At 45.9% G+C, this 21751-nt stretch carries 12 protein-coding genes; 8 read left to right on the plus strand and 4 right to left on the minus strand.

Going from position 1 to position 21751, the window contains the following annotated elements; translation table 11 throughout:
• Nucleotides 1-15: 15 nt before the first annotated feature.
• Nucleotides 16-408 (minus strand): hypothetical protein, encoded by a 393-nt coding sequence (locus tag AB4Z08_RS16795; protein WP_441574920.1) that lies wholly within the window; start codon nucleotides 406-408, stop codon nucleotides 16-18.
• 274 nt (nucleotides 409-682) lie between these two features.
• Between AB4Z08_RS16795 and AB4Z08_RS16800 the strand changes: the two genes are divergently transcribed.
• The 7 genes from AB4Z08_RS16800 to AB4Z08_RS16830 all read left to right on the plus strand — a co-directional run bounded on the left by AB4Z08_RS16800 (nucleotide 683) and on the right by AB4Z08_RS16830 (nucleotide 17808).
• Nucleotides 683-1012: a DMT family transporter gene (locus AB4Z08_RS16800; protein ID WP_441574921.1), complete on the plus strand. Its 330-nt coding sequence runs from the start codon at nucleotides 683-685 to the stop codon at nucleotides 1010-1012.
• Between the two features lie 561 nt (nucleotides 1013-1573).
• Nucleotides 1574-2083, plus strand: a complete 510-nt coding sequence (locus AB4Z08_RS16805; protein WP_441574922.1) for a DUF4402 domain-containing protein — start codon at nucleotides 1574-1576, stop codon at nucleotides 2081-2083.
• A gap of 81 nt (nucleotides 2084-2164) precedes the next feature.
• Complete coding sequence (locus AB4Z08_RS16810) at nucleotides 2165-3034, plus strand: hypothetical protein (protein ID WP_441574923.1); 870 nt, start codon at nucleotides 2165-2167, stop codon at nucleotides 3032-3034.
• A 54-nt stretch (nucleotides 3035-3088) separates the two neighbouring features.
• Entirely contained in the window at nucleotides 3089-13615 is a 10527-nt protein-coding gene (locus AB4Z08_RS16815) for a fibronectin type III domain-containing protein (protein WP_441574924.1), read from the plus strand.
• Between the two features lie 10 nt (nucleotides 13616-13625).
• The gene (locus AB4Z08_RS16820; protein ID WP_441574925.1) at nucleotides 13626-14147 is read left to right on the plus strand and encodes a DUF4402 domain-containing protein; all 522 of its coding nucleotides are present in this window, start codon (nucleotides 13626-13628) and stop codon (nucleotides 14145-14147) included.
• Nucleotides 14148-14166: 19 nt separating this feature from the next.
• Nucleotides 14167-16827 (plus strand): carboxypeptidase-like regulatory domain-containing protein, encoded by a 2661-nt coding sequence (locus AB4Z08_RS16825; protein ID WP_441574926.1) that lies wholly within the window; start codon nucleotides 14167-14169, stop codon nucleotides 16825-16827.
• Nucleotides 16828-17055: 228 nt separating this feature from the next.
• A complete protein-coding gene (locus tag AB4Z08_RS16830) occupies nucleotides 17056-17808 on the plus strand; it encodes a hypothetical protein (RefSeq protein ID WP_441574927.1) in 753 nt (250 codons plus the stop codon).
• On the opposite strand, the gene AB4Z08_RS16835 is transcribed toward AB4Z08_RS16830, so the two are convergent.
• Nucleotides 17805-18686, minus strand: a complete 882-nt coding sequence (locus AB4Z08_RS16835) for an NmrA family NAD(P)-binding protein (protein WP_441574928.1) — start codon at nucleotides 18684-18686, stop codon at nucleotides 17805-17807. The genes AB4Z08_RS16830 and AB4Z08_RS16835 overlap by 4 nt on opposite strands.
• Before the next feature lie 158 nt (nucleotides 18687-18844).
• Here AB4Z08_RS16835 and AB4Z08_RS16840 point away from each other — a divergent pair, with 158 nt between their 5' ends.
• Nucleotides 18845-19906: a calcium:proton antiporter gene (locus AB4Z08_RS16840; RefSeq protein ID WP_441574929.1), complete on the plus strand. Its 1062-nt coding sequence runs from the start codon at nucleotides 18845-18847 to the stop codon at nucleotides 19904-19906.
• A 14-nt stretch (nucleotides 19907-19920) separates the two neighbouring features.
• On the opposite strand, the gene AB4Z08_RS16845 is transcribed toward AB4Z08_RS16840, so the two are convergent.
• Nucleotides 19921-21147 (minus strand): multiheme c-type cytochrome, encoded by a 1227-nt coding sequence (locus AB4Z08_RS16845; protein ID WP_441574930.1) that lies wholly within the window; start codon nucleotides 21145-21147, stop codon nucleotides 19921-19923.
• A gap of 42 nt (nucleotides 21148-21189) precedes the next feature.
• Nucleotides 21190-21738, minus strand: coding sequence for a pyridoxamine 5'-phosphate oxidase family protein (locus AB4Z08_RS16850; RefSeq protein ID WP_441574931.1), 549 nt, complete (start codon nucleotides 21736-21738; stop codon nucleotides 21190-21192).
• Nucleotides 21739-21751: the final 13 nt, after the last annotated feature.

Below are 21751 nucleotides of genomic sequence, written 5' to 3' on the forward strand. Positions count from 1 at the left end.
AAGCCTCTTCTTCAGTTACAACGCATGGTTAGTTTCACGGAACATTTTAATCCCTTTATATTGCAATAGCGCCATCAGCGCCACCCAGGCGGCAATAGCCATGATAATGATACTACCGGTAAGTGTGATCAGACTGCCAGATTCGATCACGAAAACAACACTGGCGAGCACCCACGACAGGTCCATCCATGTAACCAATTTCACTAAGACAGCCTGCAGCTGCGGACGGGTAGCAGTATAGGCCACAAAGCCCGCAAAAACCAATAGGAAAATACCTGTTCCGGTAAAAGGAGTGGGCGTTGCTACACCAAAAAGAGTGGCAAATGGGCTGGCCAGGATGATTAACAAAAGACCGGCGGCAGCGGAGCTGATGGCATTGATCAGCAAGGTGGTTTTGAGCTGTTTCATAAGTTCTTATTTTGAAACAAAGGTAGCAGCGCCTGGAGGCTGCGTTGTTACCATTTTACGACAATCAGTTATCATTTAGCGACAGCCGGGTTTCAAATGATGCTGCCAACGGTAACGGCTATATGATGTTGCCCCTGCGGGGTGTATGTAACTGCTTACTGCCAACTGGAAAACTATCAGTAAATGTTCACGGGAACATTTTACATAATCAGATGTATTGAAATAGAGAATGAATTGTCAGCATTGGTTAAATTCGCCCATAAAAGAATAAGTCATGAAATATGTGTATCTGGGAATTGCTATTGTCGCAGAAATTATTGCAACGAGTGCACTGAAAGAATCCCTTTCTTTTACGAAACTGTGGCCTTCTGTTATTGTAGTGGTGGGTTACACTATTGCGTTTTATTTCTTAAGCCTGACTTTAAAAACTTTGCCGGTTGGTATTGCCTATGCCATTTGGTCCGGTGTGGGAATAGTCATGATTAGTGTGGTAGGTGCTTTACTTTATAAACAAAAACTGGATTTACCGGCGATCATTGGAATGCTGTTGATTATAGCTGGTGTGGTGATCATCCATGTTTTCTCTAAGATGTCGGCACATTAGCCGGCCGCCGGAAATGTTTTTTATGTTAATAGCGGTGTGGGGCCTATTGAGGTTACATGACTTTGTCTGGAGGGGAAAGCGTCCTGATCAAAGGTTTGGGTAATGGGGGATGGGTGTTTTTTTGTGAAGTTAGGAAGTCGAACTATTTGGGGAGAGATTATACTGAGATTATCTCGTTTTTCCCTTGGTGAATAGGGGATTCCAGATACGAATGTGAAATATGTAAAATGTAGTTTATTTATTATTTTATATAAAATAATAATATTAATACAGAAGTATGATCAATATAATTTATCATTCTTTTTAATAATGATGTATTTGTTTAGCAATGTGTTGATAATGTTGCTTACCTTAGTTCTTGAATACCCCAAAGCTTAGTTTTACTGATTTGTATCATAACAAAATGTGATTGAGGTCATTTATTACTGAAGAATCACATAGTAGTTTTACGGTGAAACATCAGCATGATACGGTGAAGCATCATTTTAAATTAGGATTCAACTAATACCACGAAAAGAATCATCCCTATTCTTCTAAAGTAAGTTCAAAAAACCATTAAACATGAAAACTACATTCATTCTCTCAATGGCGCTCCTTTTGGGCGGAATTTCAACCAACGTATCCGCGCAGGCAACAGCTTCCGCCACAGCTACTGCTACCATTGTAACACCTATCAGTATTACCAAGAACGTAGACATGAATTTCGGTAACATTGCAGTGCAGGCCAGCACCGGAGGTACGGTGGAATTATCTCCCGCAGGTGTACGTATTGAGAGTGGAGGTGTTACGTTACCTGTCAACAACGGAACAGTAACAGCTGCATCGTTTACAGTGGATGGATCAGGTAACTATACCTATAGCATTACGCTGCCATCTTCCGCACTTATCATTACAAGTGGCGCCAATACTATGACAGTGGATGCCTTTACCAGCAGTCCTTCTGCTATCGGTACACTGACAGCCGGCACACAAACACTGACTGTAGGAGCCACCCTCAACGTAGCCGCTGCGAATCCTGCAGGAACTTACATTTCAACCACACCGTTTGATGTTACTGTGAATTACAACTAGGGATTCCTGATTATTTTCAGCGAGGGCATCTGATGTATTATTGCTGCATCAAATTGACCATAACTATCTAAACTGCTATCCATGAACGTTATTGTAAAAAGGGAACACCCTACCCATGTATACAAAAGGTGGGCGTTTTTTATCACCTTCTTTGCAGCAGCATTTTTTTCAACAAAGGTTGTGGGACAGGGAAATCTCCTGGTCACACCCAGGAGGATCGTTTTTGACGGGCAGAAAAGAATGCAGGAACTCAACCTGGCTAATGCCGGTAAAGACACTGCAAAATATCTGATATCGTTCATGGAAATCAGGATGAAAAGTGATGGTACATTTGAGCCGATTAATACACCGGATTCCGGTCAGCACTTTGCCAGTAGCTATCTGCGTCTTTTCCCCCGGACTGTAACACTGGCGCCGAATGAGGCGCAACTGGTGAAAATACAGGTGGTGAAAACAAATGAACTGGTGCCGGGAGAATACCGGTCACATATTTACTTCCGGGCGGTACCAGATTTAAAACCACTGGGAGAAAAATCACCCACAAATGATTCGATTGGAATATCTGTCCGATTGACCCCCATTTTTGGATTGACTGTACCTGTTATTATACGCGTTGGAGAAACGTCGGCAAGCGTGAAGATCACTGATTTATCAATAATACCTGATGAAAATTCAGCGTCACAGCTTTCCCTGGTGTTCAACCGCACGGGGAATTCCTCTGTTTACGGAGACCTTACAGTTGACTATATTTCACCTAAAGGGACGGTTACACAAGCGGGTGTTGTAAATGGAATTGCGGTGTATACACCTACTACGAGTCGCAGAATGGTTATAAAACTTAGCAATAATGCTGCTATTGATTACAAAGCGGGTAAGCTTCACGTGGCATATACGACCCCTGTTGATGCTAAATCAATAAAGATAGCGGAGGCAGAAATAGTGTTGCATTGATCTGAGGTGGCTGCAATGCCTGTATGTAGCATTGCAATTTAATTCTGCAAAGGCATGAAAAAATTTTCCCTCTCTGTTCTAACCGGTAAGAGTATATGGATTATTATTATACTTTTATTATCCGTTTCCCAGCTTTCAGCGCAGTCTGTCACCAACTACGCGTTTGTGGCCTCCAATGGTACTTTTACGCCCCTTTCAACGCCCAACGCCACCAGCTGGACGGGAACTACCGATGATGGTGTTTCTACCCTTATACCTATTGGATTTGATTTTTGGTATATGGGGGTGCGGTATACCAGTATCGGCGCTTCTACCAATGGCTGGATCACCCTGGGCGCCATTGCCACAAACAGCGTAGCGATTAATAAGTTAACGACCGGAGGTTCTCCCAGACCGGTGATTGCACCGCTATGGGATGATATTGACCTGGTGGCATTTACAAATGCCACCTATAAGACAACCGGCACGGCGGGCAGCAGGATATTTACGTTGGAGTTTCTGAATATGAAATGGAACTACCTGGCACTGGGAGCGGTATGTTCTTTCCAGCTGAAATTGTTTGAAAGCACAGGTAAAGTTGAATTCGTTTACAGGTCAGATGCATTTTCAAACGTTACTCCCAGCGCTTCTATTGGTATTACCGCGGCTGCCACAGGATCCGGCAATTTCCTGTCAGTAAATAATGGCAGCACCAGCGTAAGTTCCACTACTGAAGCCAATGTGAGCGCCAAACGAACTACAGGAAGAACCTACGATTTCACACCGCCTGTACCCATTGCGCCAGGAAGTTTAACATTTACCAATGTAAGCAGCACAACAATGACCCTGAACTGGTCAGACCTTTCTTCCAATGAAAGGGGATTTGTTATTTATAGTTCCACCGATGGCGTAAACTATTCCTTCGTGACGCAAACAGCAGCCGGTGCCACCTCTTCCTTACAATCCGGGCTAACAGCAGGGACTACCTACTTCTGGAAAATATACGCTGTTACGGAAGGAGGATTAAGCACTGCGCTCAGTGGGAGTCAGGCAACTGTTTGTTTGGGGCCGGTGATTTCGCAACTACCTACTACTAATCTCATCGCCTATTATAAATTTGAAGGGAATGCAAATGATGCTACCGGTAATGATAACGGCACCTTCCAGGGAGGAACACCTGCTCAAACGGCCGACCGTTTCAATATCAGTAATAGGGCCTACACTTTCAATGGCACCAGTAATGAAATTTCAACCGCCAATGCATACGTAAATCCCACGGCAGTCAGCGTGGCGATATGGTTTAAAACAACTACTACGGCAGGTGGTGTGCTGATTGGTTTTTCAAGTGCACAAACCGGAGGCGGAGGTAACCGCGATCGCGTGATTTATATGACTGCAACGGGCGCTTTATACCTTGGAGTTGCACCTGGTGCGGTGAAGAAATATGTAAGCACTACCAATGCTTATAATGACGGGAACTGGCACCAGGCTATAGGTACCCTTGGGGCTGGCGGATTAAAATTATATGTGGATGGCAGCCTGGTTGCCAGCGATGCTACCGTTACTTCTGCGGAAAGCTATACCGGTTATTGGCGGATCGGGTATGATGATATCGCCACCTGGCCCAGTGCACCATCGGGCTTCTTCTTCCAGGGAACCCTGGATGACGCGATTGTATACCATCGGGAATTGAATAGCACAGAGATCAGCACGATCTTTAGCTCACCGGATGGTGCGGGCAGTAACGCGCCGGTCTGTGCAGGCAGTACCCTTAATCTCACTGCTACAACAGCTGCCAGTACTACTTATTCCTGGACCGGGCCCAATGGATTCTCCTCTGCATTGCAAAATCCAAGTCTGACTTTTTCAGCTCCTTATGCAGGTGTTTATACTGTACAGGCAACAAGAACCGGGTGCAGCACACCTTCTGTGGCTTATGTAAATGTTACAACTACAGGTACAACCGGGCAGTGGACCGGCAACACCAGCACCGACTGGGCCACTGCAAGTAACTGGTGTGATGGCGTTGTGCCGGCAGCCACTACCAACGTTACCATTTCTTCCGGCGCGATACGGATGCCCGCGATCAACAGCAGCGTCAACTGCGCTGATCTTACCATCGCCAATGGCGCTACCGTAACACTTAACAGCGCTGGTACCCTGAATATTGCAGGTACCCTCACCAACAACGGTGCTTTTATCAATAGCGGTACGGTGAATTTTAACGGTACTACCGGCCAACAAACTTTTTCCGGCGTGCCCGCATTTTATAATTTAACACTTAATAACAGCGCGGGCTTGCTCTTACCGACAACCATCGCCGTAAATAATAATCTTACACTGACAGCAGGAACGCTGAATGCCAACAACTTTAATATCACGATAAAGGGTAACTGGACGAACAACGTATCCACTACCGCTTTTACCGGTGGAACAGCTACCGTAACCTTCAATGGCACCACTGCCCAGACAATAGGAGGAACTTTTGCTACTTCCTTTAATCATCTTACCATTGCAGATACTGCCAGTACAGTGACGTTGAATGTAAACGCCAACATTGCTGGTAATCTTTCCGTATCAAATGGAACGTTTGATCTGGGCTCGTTTACTGCTAACCGCAGCAGTGCAGGAGGGCAGCTGACAGTTGCGAATAATGCGACACTGAGGATCGGTGGCACCAATACATTTCCCGCAAACTATTCCACCAATACCCTGGTAGTAGCCAGCACCGTGGAGTATAGCGGTACCAATCAAACGATAGCCAATCAACTTTACGGAAATCTTAAATTGAGCAGTGCCACCGGGGCCGCGGTAAAAACTTTTCCTGCAACAGCACTTACCATAGCAGGCAATCTTAGCAGTGTATTGGGTACGGGCACCGCTTTATCATATACAGCCGCTGCTAATATAACGGTTAATGGAAATGTTTCTATTGGTGCCTCGACCACTTTTAACGGAAGTAGCTACTCACATAATATCGCCGGCAACTGGGATAATAGCGGCGTTTTTAATGGCAATACCAGTACTATCACTTTTAGTGGTGCAGGAGCTGCGATAAGCGGTTCCGGTACGCAGAATTTTAATAACCTCACAGTAGCAGCTTCGCTGATAACCTTTTCTAACAGTAGTATCAGCCTGTCAGGCAATCTCGCTACTTCCGGCTCCGGTTCATTTACGCAGGCTTCCGGGGGCACATTATCCATGACGGGCACCGGCACTACTATTAGTGGCGCAGGTATTTCACTCGATAATCTTAGTGTAAGCGGTACCGTTACCACTACCTCTTCATTAGTGCTTACCGGCAATGTTGTTGTCAGTGGAAGTTTTGTTGCAAGTGCCGGTTTAACCACCATGACTGGTGTCTCAAAAACAATCTCAGGTACGGGGACTATTGGTTTCGGCGTATTGAGTGTTACCGGCTCCGTTACTACAGCTACCAGTTTTTCCATTTCTACTGGCCTTGCCGTCAGTGGAACCTTGTCGGCATCCGCGGGAACCGTTACCTTTACCGGAACCTCTTCTGTAAGTGGTGCTCCCAATCTTTTCAATGTTACTGTTAATGGTACTTCGCTCAGGATATCGGCTAATGCTATATTGGGAATTGCCAATGTACTTGCTATCAGTGCCGGGGTACTGGATGTAACTTCTTCCACCCCCAATACGGTAAACTTTAACGCCGCGGGCGCGCAGAACATAAATGCGATTACCTACGATAACCTGATGCTGTCTAACGGAAACAGTAAAACTGCATCAGGAGCCATCACCATGAATAATAGTCTTACTATAGGAACGGGTACTACCTTTATTTCAGGAGCATTCACCCATAGTATTTACCGGGACTGGAATAACTTTGGCGCCTTTACCGCCGGCACCGGCACCATACAATTTTTAGGAGGTCAGAGCACCGTTGTTACCGGGGCCACTACTTTCAATATTCTTACGGTGAACAGTACGGTAGCAGCTATTGGTGTTACTTTGCAAAACAGTATCGCTGCCGCCACTGTGAACATGACGCTGGGTACTATTTACACGGGAACGGATACCCTCACTATTACCAATACCAGAACCGGCAATGGCATTATTCTGGGTAACATCCGGCGTTTACATTCTTTTTCATCCGGTGTGGCCTATGCATTTGAGGGCCCTGATAATCTCGTAACGTTTACCGTTGCGTTAGGCGTAACCAGTGTGATTGTATCAGTCACAAAAGGAGCTGTCAGTGATTTTCCATTTGGAGGTGCTGTTAACAGGGTTTATAATATTGCTGTTCCTTCGGGTACTTATGTTACGGCGACGCTACGGCTGCATTATGAAGACAATGAATTAAACGGTAATTCGGAGTCGTCTATGGGATTATGGCGATATAATGGATCTACCTGGGGGGCTTCCGGTAAATCATCTAATAGCACTACTTCCAATTATGTAGAACAAATCCTGATCGCAAATATTTCGAACCGATGGACGCTTTCTGATAATTCAAACGTAGTGGTATGGAATGGTAGTGTGAGTACTGACTGGAATACTGCTGCCAACTGGACGGTACTCCAGGGATCCGCATCCCGGCCGCCGGCTGCCACGGATATTGTTAACTTAGGAACGGCTACCTTCACCAATCAACCCACCATCAGCACAGCTGTAACCGTTAAAAATATAAATTTCGGTAGTGCAAAAGCGGTTACTTTAACAATGGCCAGCGGAGGCTCACTTACTTCCGGCGACATAAATGGTACCTGGAGCAGTAATGTTACGCATACTATTGCGGCCAACAATCAGACGGTTACAATTAATGGAAACCTGGGCCTGAGCGACGGTGTAAGCGGCCATGCGATTAACCTGACGATAGGTACAGGAGCCGTAAATATGACCGGCTCCCTGACTCAATCCGGAGGAGCAAGTATTGTTTTTAGCGGTGCAGGTAACCTGGGCATCGCAACAGACTATAATTATGTAAGTGGCATTTTTACTGCAGGAACCGGCACCGTTACTTATAGCGGTGCTACCAACCAGTTAGTGGGTGCGGTTAATTATTATAATCTGGCGATTAATAAGTCGGCTTCATCTGCCTCCATTAATGATTCCATTAATATTGGCGGCAGCCTGTCGGTAATAGCAGGTGAGCTGGACAATCTTTCGGCCATCCGCATCACCGGCAATGTCAATATCTCTTCCAGCGGATTACTGCATAACCATGCGATATTGCATGTTGGTGGTAACTGGATCAATAACGGGACCTACATTGCGGCTGGCGCCAGTACATTCTTTGAGGGTACGGGCACGCAAACAATTTCTGCCAGTACATTCAATAATTTCAATGTAAATAAACCGGTGGGTACCACCGCCATGCTCACTGGAAATGTTGTTATAACCGGGTCAGTGAATATTATATCCGGTACAATGGATGTACAGAGCTACAGTTGCAGCCGCGATGTACCAGGAGGCTCCGTTACCCTTGGAGATTCGGGTACTATCATCATAGGTGCCAATAATGCCCCTGTTAATTATGCCGCCTATACAGTGTCTCCCAGCAGTACTGTTATTTTTAATGGTACCGCCGCTCAGAGTTTATTGTTGCCAGGAATTACTTTTGGCAACCTGATATTCAGAAACAGTGGTATTAAAACGCTTTTTGCTTCCATTGCTGTAAAAGGAGATCTGACCATCGAAAGCGGCGCCACTTTAGATGGAGGAGGCAACACTGTTACTTTGTATGGTAATTGGGTGAATAGCGGCAGTTATACACCTTCCACCAGCACACTTGTATGTGCCGGCGCATCAAAAAATATTACCGGAGTTACTACTTTTAACAATGTTACGGTAACTGGCAGTTATACTATTTTGAATGATCTTGTATTCAATGGACTATTAAATATCACCAATACAGGTACTTTCACTGCAGGCAGTACTATTCATACCACGCTGAATGCTGATCTGATAAACAGCGGGGTATTATACACCCTTGGAACCACCACCTATACCGGCAATGTTGTTCAAACTTTACGTTTGATCAACGCCATTACCACCGTTGCACTAACGGTTAATTTCAATGGCACCGTTCCGCCGGTGCTCAATTCTACATCCGCACCACAATTTGGATATCTCAACATCAATAATACCGGCGGTATTAATCCGAGTGTAGGCTGGAGCGTTTTATACTCTCTGTCAATTGGTAGCGGCGCCTCATTTAACGGAGGAACCGCTACACATAACATATTTGGTGCGGTAACCAACAATGGTACCATCACCAGTAACGGTACCCTGAACTTTATACCTACCTCGGCGGCAACGCTGAATTTGGGCACCGCATTCTCCAGCACAGGCACGGTGGTTTTTGGAGGGGCGGGGGCAATAACCCTTGCAGGTACTCCTGGGTCTTTCCGCAATCTGGTGGTGGCCAATACAAATGCCGCGGGTGTAACGCCTTCTTCAGCCTGGAATATTACCAACAACCTTACGGTGAATACCGGTGCCCTGTTGAATGCAGGTAGTTTCAATCATGTGGTAGGCGGCAATATATCCGATAGTGGTACCATTAACGCCGGCACCTCTACGTTTACGATGAATGGTACATCAGGGCAGGATATTTATGCTATATCACCGTTTAATAATCTTACTATCAATAATACGGCTGGTACAGTTACCCTCTCGTCCGATGCTACTGTAAACGGACAGCTGCAATTTGTTACAGGTAAAATAACAACAGGGAATAAGGTGTTGATACAACCTGCCTCCGGAACGGTTATCGGCGCGGGACAAAGTACTGGCTGGGTGAATGGAAATTTGAAGAAAAATATCGCCACAGGAGCCACCAGGAAGAATTTTGAAATCGGCGACAACAACAGGTACACCCCCGACTCTGTAGCATTTGCCAATGTTACTGCTGCGGGATATTTACTTTCATTTACCACGCCGGGGGATCATCCTAATATCAGCAGCTCCGCTATTAATCCGGCTAAAAGCGTGAACCGTTTCTGGACGATCACCAATAGCGGTATTGCATTCAGCAGTTGTAATGTAACTTTTAAGTTTTCGTCTGCTGATGTTGATGCAGGTGCCAATCCGGCATCTTTTGTAGTAGGTGGATATAGCGGTGGTGCATGGAATTATCCAATGCTGGATACCGCAGCATCCACCAGCACGAGGATAACCGGTGTAACTTCCTTCGTAGATTTTCAGATAGGAGAATTGACTATCTCTCTTAAAACCTGGGATGGCGGTGCAGGTACTCCGTACTGGGGAGATGCAGCCAACTGGAATACCAATGGTGTACCGCTGTCTACAGATAATGTGGAGCTAAATGGGGCGGATACAATTAATATTAATGTAGCTGCAGTGACCAAAAATTTATTGCTGAATAACCCTGGACTGGTGCTAACAACAAATGCCGGCAACTCATTGGCAGTATCCGGTAATTTTACAATTGCAACAGGTACCTTTAATACTGCTGCCGGATTTCCTGCTGTAACGGGTGTTATTGACGTATCCGGAGGTACTGTTGGTTTTACCGGAACAGGGGCACAAACCATTCCCGCATACAATTATAATAACCTTAGCAGCAGTGCTGCGGGTAGCCGGACACTTGCCGCTAGTGGTACTATTGGCATTGCCGGCAGTTTTACGCCGGGTACCAATAGTTATACAATCAGTGGCAGTACCGTCAACTTCAATGGCAACGGTGCCCAAATAATTCCTGCATTCAACTTTAATCATCTCACGCTGGGCAATGCAGGTATAAAAACTTTTAGTGCAGCCACAACCGGTGTTGCCGGCGTTTTATCCATCACTGGAAGTGCTGTTGCCAATGCCACTACCAACGCGGCTACCATCAGTTATAACGGGGCCGCCAATCAGGATGTTACCAGTTTACCATATTACAACCTTAATGCCGCAAGTACCGGTGGTGTGGTAACATTGCGCGATGTCAATGTCGCTAATAACCTTACTGTGACATCCGGAACTGTCAGCATTGGTGACGCTACCGCTACCGCACAAAAAATTATCGTCAATAATGATGTTACCATCGCCAGCGGAGCTACGCTGAACGTAGCCGCTAATTCTGATACAACGCACCAGCTGACTATTGGCGGTAACGTAACCAATAATGGAAGTCTGAATCTGCGGACTGATGCCAACAGTTTGTGCAACGCCACCTTTAATAAAAATGGGATTCAAACACTTTCCGGATCTGGTGCAGTAACCAGTTTTAATGGTATTACGATAGACATGGGAACAGTTAACAGCAACTACACAGATGTTACCGCTACTAATTTTTCCGCACCGGATGGATTCCTCACGTTGAAAAACGGATCATTTAATCTGAACAGTACAGGCGTCAGCGTTATTCCTTTTACATCAGATATTGCAACCGGGAATTTTTTAATACCTGCTACTGCAGGCTTATCAGTCAATGCCGGAACGATCAATGCCACCAATATGAACTGGACCATTGGTGGATTGGTAAAAGTCAGCGGAGGCACATTAAATATCGGAACTGCGGCTGACAACGTGGCTATACCGATGTCCACTGCACATATTGCAATGCAGGGAGGAAACCTTCGCCTCGCATCTGCCATCAGTAATCCCGCGGCTTTATGGACACTTGATATGCAGGGAGGAACAATGACTGTAAATGCTTTGGGAAGTACAGCCGCCGGTATCGCTCCGTTTAATATGGACGCCACCGGCGCCGGTTTCAATATGTCCGGAGGAACAATCGTGATTCAACAAGCAGGAGGCAGTACCGGTCAGCAGCTGGGATATAATAACCTGGTTACCGGTGGTACTGGTTTTACCGGAGGCACTTTACAAATAGGTAATGCGTCAACCCCGGCAGCACAAACGATGAAGATTTCTTCTACCAATCCTATTTATAATTTAACCGTCAACAGTGCAAACGCTACCCTGTTTCAAACATCTACGCTAACAATAAAGAATAATGTGACGGTGACTACCGGCGCCATGGATGTAGACAGTCAGGTGTTGAAGATCGGTGGAGGCATCAGTAATAACGGGACTTTTACCGTCAGCAAGGGTACCATTGTAATGAATGGAACAGCTGCACAAACTATTCCTGCTGCAGCATTTTCAGGAAACCTGATTCGTAATCTCACTATTGACAACGCCGCCGGCGTAACTTTAGGCGGCACATTGAATCTGACGGAAGTATTGCTGGCATCCAACGGCCAGCTCAATGCAGGTGGTTATCTTACATTGATGTCAACGGCCGCCCAAACGGCCCTCATTGATGGTGCCGGAAATGGAGAAGTAACTGGTAATGTTACGATGCAACGATATCTGCCATCCGGATTCGGCTACAAATATTATAGTGTCCCATTCCAGGGAGCCACCGTAAACGAATTTGCGGACGATGTAGATCTTGGTGCATCTTTCCCGACTTTTTACCGGTATGATGAAACGCTTGCTTCTTCCGGTTGGGTCACCTATACCACGACTACCAACCCATTGAATCCAATGCAGGGATATGCCGCCAATATGGGGAATGTGGCGACCGCAAAAACAGTGGATGCTACTGGAGTGGTCAATAATCACCTGATCTCTTCTCCTGCTTTATATAATCATAACAAGCCTTTCACACTGGGCTTTAACCTAGTGGGCAATCCGTATCCATCTCCGGTAAACTGGGATGCAGCCAGTGGATGGACCCGCACTAACATTGATAATGCGGTATATTATTTTGATGCAGGTACTACAGACCAGTATACAGGTACCTACAGCTCTTACATCAATGGTGTTTCCAGTAATGGAATAGCTGGCCCTGTCATCGCTGCCATGCAGGGATTTTTTGTGCATGTTTCTGATGGCGCGTATCCGGTGTCGGCAACATTCACGGTAGATAACAGGGCACGGATTAATAATTTGGTGCCGGATTTCCACCGGCGTCCGGCGCCGGTAACTGCGCCGTTGGTAAGACTCACCGCAGGATTTGCAGATGCCACAACTGTTTCAGACCCGGTAGTCGTTTATTTTGATGATAAGGCGACCAAAGCATTTGACCGGGAAATGGACGCGTTAAAGCGCCTGAATACTGATGAGCGGGTGCCAAGCTTGTATGCACGTGCTTCAGACACAAACAGACTTTCTATTTGTGCATGGCCGGATTTGAAAGATAGTACAGATGTCATTCCGCTTGGACTCGAATTGCAACAGGGTGGTTGGATTACTTTTAATGCGGTTGACATAGACAGAATTCCTGCCGGATGGCATATTTACTTTTATGATGCTAAAACAGGAGTTACACAAAATATACAGGATGTTCCGAAGTACAGGATACAGCTGGATGCCGGTAGTTACCAGGGCAGGTTTTTCCTGCAGCTTCATCTCCGGGATTCCCTGCCACCTGCTGCACCTACCGGAACATACAAAGCATATAGTGCAGGAGGAATGGTGTATGCCGATATCCGTAATGTGCCTGGTGAGCGCTGTGATGTGAACATCATTAACCTTTCCGGCCAGGTAATCCGCAGGAGGCAACTAAATGGCAACGGGCATCATGAGCTGGGATCAGGATTCGCCAGTGGTGTATATATTGTCAGCTTTATTGTGCAACACCAGGTTTTTTCCCAGAAGATATTTATAAGCAATTAATTACTCAGTCATGATCTTCTCAGGCATATTTTTGAAAAGTGGAATACGGGTGTTCGTGTGGACGGTACTGCTTTTACTGACGCATCTGTTTGTCAGTGCTCAGCAACAGCCGCCCCGTCCTGTTACAATTTATGTAAACCCCTCACAGGGCCTTATTTTTGGCGCTTTTTTTCAAGGCTTATCGGGTGGTACGGTGATCATTTATCCGGATGGCTCACGTACTGTTACGGGGAGTATTGTGCAGGCAAATCTTGGCTTTCCTTTTTCCCCGGCCATTTTTGAGATAGATGCCAATCCGGGTACCCTCATCACGATTATGAATGGTCCTGATGTTACACTTAGCGGCAGTAATGGTGGTTTTCTGCAATTGCATGTGGGCGCATCGAGTACAGGCTCCCCTTTTATCGCAACGGCTGTACCACCTGCCCGGACGTTGGTCCGGATAGGTGGTACGCTGATCGTAGGAAGTCCGCTGGCCAATCCTGCGGGCTCCTATAGTGGCTCATTTTTAGTCACTTTTATCCAGGAATAACCACCATAAAGCAATCATAATGTCAGATAGTATCCCTCATCGTTTTCCCCAAAAAAAATTCCAGCGAAGCAGTGGCTCAGTACTGCGGAAGCTGGTGTTGGCGGTGATACTACTGACTTGTATAAGCGCATCTGCTTTTGCCAGGCAAACCCCTGATGACTATTATGAAACCTCGGTATTCCTGGTGGTACAGGGAATAGGAGGGAAAGAAATTCCCGCCAATATCAATGAAGAAACTGCCTACCTGTCTGTTACCGATGTATTTGATTTTTTAAAGATCAGGAATACCCTCTCCGGAGGCGGTGATACCGTATCGGGATTTTTTATTACAGAACAGGCTCCGTTCCTCATCGATAAATTGAATCATCGCATTCAGTACCAGGACAAAGTATATGATCTCGGCAAGGACGATTTTATAAGTACAACTACAGGACTTTTCTTGAAGTCAACTATTTTCGGTCAGGTATTCGGACTGGATTGTAAGTTTAACTTTCGTGGCTTGTCTGTTAATATGACAACAAAGTTGGAGTTACCAGCTATCCGGGAAATGCGGCAGGAATTAATGCACAAGAATCTCAATCGCCTTAAAGGACAGGTAAAGGCAGATACAACTCTTGGTCACACGTACCGGTTATTTCAATTTGGCATGGCAGACTGGTCTGTGATTACCACACAAAGATCAGCAGGAGGCAACGATGCTTTGTTAAACCTTTCCCTGGGCGCAACGCTGGCAGGGGGTGAAGCAACGGTTTCTCTCAACTATAATAAATACGCCGACCAACGTCCGCCTTTCAGTACTGATAGCACTATGTATGTCATCCGGCCTTTCGATCAGAAACAGCAGTACTACCGGTGGCGTTATGTCAATAATAATCATCCGGCATTGCGGCAGGTGATCGCAGGAAAGATATTTACGCAGTCTATCTCCTCTATATATGATCCGGTAGTAGGTGTGCAGGTTACTAATACCCCCACTACCTACCGCCGTTCTTTTGGTTCTTATACCCTGAGTAATTTTACAGAACCTGGTTGGACAGTAGAACTGTATGTAAATAATGAACTGGTAAATTATGCCGTTGCAGATGCCTCTGGTTTTTTTACTTTCCAGGTACCACTGGTATATGGTAATTCACTGGTAAAACTCCGCTTCTATAGTCCATGGGGTGAAGAACGCACGCGTGAAGAAAGTATCAGCGTACCATTTAATTTCCTCCCGCGCCGTGAATTCGAATATACTGCCAGTGCAGGGGTAGTGGAAGATAGTGTTAACAGCCGGTTTGCACGGGTCAATTTCAATTACGGGGCTGCCCGTTACCTGAGCTTTGGCGGTGGTATAGAATATCTTTCTTCTGTAACAACCGGGAGCACTATGCCTTTTGTTAATGTTTCAGCGAGATTGGCGCCGAACCTGCTGTTATCCGGCGACTATACCTATAACGTTAGAGGGAGAGGTATACTGAGCTATCGTATGCCCTCCAACCTGCAGTTTGAACTGGATTATACCCGGTACAAAAAAGGACAGAAAGCCATTAATTTTAATTACCTCGAAGAACGAAAGCTGATCGTATCAAAATCGTTTTCAGGTCAACGGTTTGCACTGTTTTCCCGGATTACACTGGATCAGATCATCCTGCCGGGAACAAAATATACAACTGCGGAATGGCTGATGTCCGGTGCATTATTCGGAGTTGGCGCCAATCTCACCACCTATGGAATTTTTGCAGAGGCATCAGATCCTTACGTATATAGTAACCTTTCCTTGTCTTTCCGGCTTCCGGCAAGACTGACGCTCACGCCACAGATCCAATATGAATACGACAAAAGCCGTATCATTTCAACGCGGTGTGAAGTGGGCAAATATATGTTTCGTCATGCCTATATGAACGTAACATACGAACAGAACTTTAAAAGTCATTTCACCAATGTGGGACTAAGCCTGCGGTATGATTTTTCTTTCTCACAGGTTAGCATTTCCGCGTGGCGCACCGACAATTTAACCACGTTGATAGAATCTGCCAGAGGCAGTTTAATACACAATGGAAAAACCGGATATACGGATTTCAATAATCGAAGCAATGTAGGGACCGGGGGGATTATTGTCCTTCCTTTTCTTGATCTGAACAACAATGGTCACCGCGATGCCGGTGAGCCGAAAGTAGCAGGACTTCAGTTATCATTGAATGGTGGTCGCATTGTGATGAATAAAAAGGACACTACTATTTCTGTCACAAGCATTGAGCCCTACTCCAATTATTTTATCGATATGACTCAGAATAATTTTGAGAATATTGCCTGGCAGTTGAAGAAGAAGACGATGAGTATTTATATTGAACCCAACCAGCTTAAGCTGGTAGAAATACCTGTTTCAGTGGTAGGGGAGGTGTCTGGAACCGTTTACCAGGAAGATGGCAGCAGGCAAACGGGCCTGGGGCGTATTACAGTGATGATATATGATCAGCGCCACCATCTGGTTGCGCACGTATTAAGTGAGGAAGATGGCTTCTTTAGTTTCATTGGACTTGCCTCTGGTAGTTATATTGCCAGGGTAGATACTGTTCAATTGCAAAAACTAGGTATGACGGTGGTACCAACCGAAATACCGTTTAAAATCAATAACAAAGTTGATGGCGATGTGGTGGACGGATTGAAGTTTTTACTAAAGAATATTCCCGGGAAATAGAAATTTTTAATACCCCAGGAGGAAGGACTTCTTCATACCGCAGCCAACGGTAACGGCTATATGATGTTATCCCTGCGAATATATGGAACTGCTATGGCCAACTTGAAAACTATTAGTTAATGTTCACCGGAACATTTTATATAATCAGACCTATTGAAATAGAGAATGAATTGTTAATATTTTAGTTATTCTTGCTTATGTTTTTATCCTGTCTTAGATTGGGCCAAAATGGGGAAATCCGGTATTTTAAGAACAACTGTCATATTGAGCGTATTCATCCTGTTCCGGCTGGTTTCCAGCGGACAGGTAAGGATTCATGGTACTACCTTCGACCGTTCAGCGCGATTTGGGCTGCCGGGAGTAAGCGTAATGAGTAATTCAGGTGCGGGCGCAGTATCTGATTCTGCCGGGCATTACTCGATTGTTTTGCCGCTCACAGACTCCATCAGTTTTTCCTACCAGGGAAAGGCGACCATGAAATTCGCCGTAAAAGAGATCAACAACAACCGCCCTTACGATATAAGTCTGCATGTGGATACACATGTTTTACCTACCGTAGTGGTATCGACCATGCGCCTTGGGGATTACCTCTCAGATTCACTGAAGAACCGGGAAGAATATCGTAAAGTATTTGATTACTCACCGGAATACCTGTCTGGCGGTGGAACCAGCGGTATGGGAGTGGGGATCAACCTGGACGCTTTGTTCAGCATGAAGAAGATCAAACGGATGGAGAACTTCCGACGCTTCATGGAGCGGGAAGAACGGGAGAAATACATCGACCACCGGTTTAATAAGGAGTTGGTAAAGAAAATAACCGGCCTTACATCACCGGCGCTGGAAGTTTTCATGAAAGAATACCGCCCCACCTACGAAATGCTCCTGAGCTTCGAGAATGAATATCAATACTATCAATTCATCCAGGAGTCAGGTAAATACTTCGCTGAAGGCTGGAGGCGGGAACATCCTGCTCAGCCTTAAGAAATTACTTTTTTTCCTGCAGCTTTGCTCACTAATGTGGTAATATACTGTTGAATGGTAGTAATGCCACGCTCTGGTAGATTGGGCTTGGTATAGGCTCCTTTGAGGGTAATATTGGTCATGGCTATCATGGAGGCAGCGGCTATTTTTGAGAAACCATTACTTTCCAGCATTCGTTCCCATTGATCAGCCGGCGTTTCCACGGCTTGTACCGGTTTCCCGAGAGCAACCGTAAATGCAGCAGCTACATCTGTTGCTGAATACGTTTCCGGTCCTTCCACATAATGTAGACCTGTATGATTAATAGGCGCCAGCATCAGTCTTGCGGCTATCTTTCCGATATCTTTCGGCGCCACCATTGGTAGTTTAAAGTCGACAGGATACATGGTATGTACTTTTCCATCCTTTACGGCGGTGGCCAAAGAAGTATCCCAGTTACTCATATAGTAGGCAGCCCGGATGATGCTATTAGGGATAGACGCTGCTTTTAATTCCTGTTCCATTTTATACAAAACGCCCAAATCCCCGATGCCTTCACCTGCCTGGGCTCCGTAGGTCGATTCACCTACCACCTTCTCAATATTACTGCTTTTGAGTGCCTGTAAGATAGCTGCAAGTGTTTCAAGTTCTTTGCTGACAGTGTCTGAGTTTGGAGCTGCAGGAGGATTTAACAGAAAAAGACGTTTGCCGTTTTCAAAGATGGCTTGTAGTTTTTCTGTGTCAAGAACATCTGCTATGGCTACCTGGGCGCCTTTCTGTTTCCAACGTTCCGCCTTTTCAGGATGATGAAGAATAACAGTGACGGATTCTTTGCGTTCCAGCAGCGCGTTGGCTACGAAGGTGCCAACGTGACCCGTTGCGCCTGATACAATATGCATACATGATGATTTATAAAATGACAGGGCCTAAATTCTATGCCAGATAAAAAATAGTGGGGCGCAAATTCACAAATGCGCCCGGTTTGCTTAATTTTCTGTATCTTAAATACATGGCGTTCAATCATTTTCTCTACAAAAAATGGAAAATTACTTTACCCATGTGGAGTATTATCAGCCCTTTGATTGGTTTGGTATTACTGGCATTGGCAAGCGAATTTGATGGAGGCATCTTTGCTGCTGTGATGGGCATCTCGCTGATCAGCGTGGTATTATCGGCTGTGCATCATGCAGAGGTAGTGGCTCATAAAGTGGGAGAGCCTTATGGTACGCTTATTTTAGCACTTGCCATTACGGTGATTGAAGTATCCCTGATTGTCTCTATCATGCTCACTGAAGCAGGACAGGATTCCACACTGGCCCGTGATACGGTGTTTGCGGCTATTATGCTGATTCTCTCCGGCATCATCGGGATGTCTTTATTCTTAGGTGGATACCTTTACAAAGAACAGGCGTTTATTAAGCAGGGCGTAAGTGCTGCCCTGGTAACGCTGAGTGCCATTTCGATATTAACACTTGTATTACCCAATTATACCACCACGGAGCTGGGGCCTATCTATTCCAGTAGTCAGCTTATTTTCGTGGCTATCATTTCCATTGTATTGTATGGTAGTTTTGTGGCTGTACAAACGATCCGCCACCGGGATTATTTCCTGCCTAAAGATGCGGCACCGGGAGATGAAGATATACATGCAGACCCACCCTCTCATTTAACCGCTACTATCAGTGTGCTGTTGTTAATTGTATCATTGGCCGTAGTGGTGTTATTGTCCAAGAAATTATCGCCTACGATTGAATCGATTGTGGTGAATCTGGGTGCTCCCAAAACATTGGTAGGCGTTATCATCGCAGCGGTTATTCTCCTCCCGGAAGGAATAGCCGCCATCAGGGCGGCTGGGCAAAACCGCTTGCAAACCAGCTTAAACCTGGCGTTGGGATCGGCCCTGGCCAGTATCGGGCTTACCATTCCGGCGGTAGCTATCGTCAGTTATTTTGCAGGCTTCCGGGTAACGCTGGGCATTGACGCCAAGTCGACTTTGCTGCTCATACTTTCCTTATTTACGATCAGCATTTCGTTTAATGCGGGGAAGACAAATATTCTGCAGGGCATTGTGTTGCTGGTGATACTGGCAACGTATATGTTTATTTCCGTGGTGCCTTAAAGCAGCTGTTCCGCTTACTTTTTTCTCAGTCTTTCAATTACTTTTTTTGTTTCTTCCGGATAAATACTAATCAGGTGTGTGCGTATAAAATCCGGTGTAGGCTTGGTTTGTCCATTGGTCAATAACGTAATGTTTCCCGATGGCAACGCAGGCATATGGCAGTCGATACAATTGGCTGCCAATACAGATGCGGCAAATCCCTTTTGTTTGCAGAAATGATCACCTGTGGTTTGATGGCAGTTCATACAGCGCTGGGAGAACACCGCAATATCATCACTTTCCTTTGTATGCGGGTTGTGACAGGAAGAACAGTTCATATCCGCGCTCATGACAGCACATTTGCTGGCAGTGAACAGTTGGTATTGTGTGCCATGTACATCCATTTCTGTGGCTTTGGCGGGTTTGCCCGGATCCGGAAAGAAATAGTCGGATAGCGGATCGCCGGGTTGGTAGCTAAACGCTGATTTCTGCGGTGTTTTAAGCCCGGAATGACATAGCCCGCACATGTCCAGCCGTTGTTGATTTTTTAGGGAAGAGATGGTGGTGATATACTTTGCCTGCTTTTCTCCGGGATGGGCAGACTGATATTCCACATGTGCAGCGGCTGCACCATGACAACGTTCACAATCTATGCCGTACACCACTTCGTTTTTCTTAAATGTTTCCGCCAGGTGCAGTCCCTCCATTTTCACCTCCTTAAAAGCAACGCCAGAACTATGGCAACCGAAACAGGTGCTGGGTATGACCCGGTCAAAGCGTGGATAGGCTGCCGGAAACCCGGGACTATTGGCCCAGTTAGCTGCTGGTACAAAGTAAGACAATGGTAACTGGTAGTATTTGTCGTCTTTCCAGTACAGGTAAGTCTGTGCTTTTCTGCCTGAACCGATGGCTATATCAAAGGGATGTACAGTGGTAAGGGAGTCGTTGGTGTAGGCGGCCTGAAAAAGCGCACTGTCATGTGCTTTCATCTGTACCTTTATACCATTGCTGTAGGTGAACACATTATCGGGCGACAAAAAGCTGCCAAGGACCGTTGTTTTGGATGCCGGTCTGCTGGTATTATGATGGGCAGAACGAAGGAATGCCGTGTAAATACTTTGGTGACAGCCTGCACAGGCGGGCGCGCCGGCAAATTGATTCCCTCTCAGGTCTTCCTTTTTTGGTGCTTTGCTGATACATTGGGAGAGGATGCTGATACAACAGAGCAGGAACAGGGACACATAGCGCTGGCGTTTATTCATATCGTGGAGATGTCCTCAAATATACAAATCCCTCTGACAATTTTATGCCCCCAGATCTGTAGGTAGTCCATCCAGGCTCACCATATTCTTTTCTGCCTTGTAGATTTCGAGACCTTCAGGGCCTTTTGCTGCAGCCCATTTGGCGGCATGATCTCTTTCCCCGGTGTATTCGTATAGGGGGACCCCAAAGCCGCAGGAGGTCTGCACTTTATGAATGTCGGCTACTATAATCTGCCTGGTGGCAGGCATCAGCGTAAAGTGGGCCGACAATTCGTCCCATTCAGGATCTGTAGGCAAAACCGTATAGCCTTTCCCGTATAAGCGCAGAATATTGGGTGGGCCATCAAAAGCACAGAACATAAAGGTGATGCGCCCGTTTTCCCGGATGTGGGCAGACGTTTCATTGCCGCTGCCTACAATGTCCAGGTAACCCACCCGTGTGGAAGAAAACACGCGGAAACTATCCAATCCTTTAGGCGAAAGATTAACATGTCCCTGGGTAGTGAGTGGGGCGGAGGCGACAAAAAACATTTTCTGTGCAGCGATGAAGTCCTGGTGCTGCGGTTTAATATCATCAAAGAATTTTCCCATACATCATATCATT

This window comes from Chitinophaga sp. RAB17 (genome assembly GCF_052114225.1).
GTDB lineage: Bacteria > Bacteroidota > Bacteroidia > Chitinophagales > Chitinophagaceae > Chitinophaga.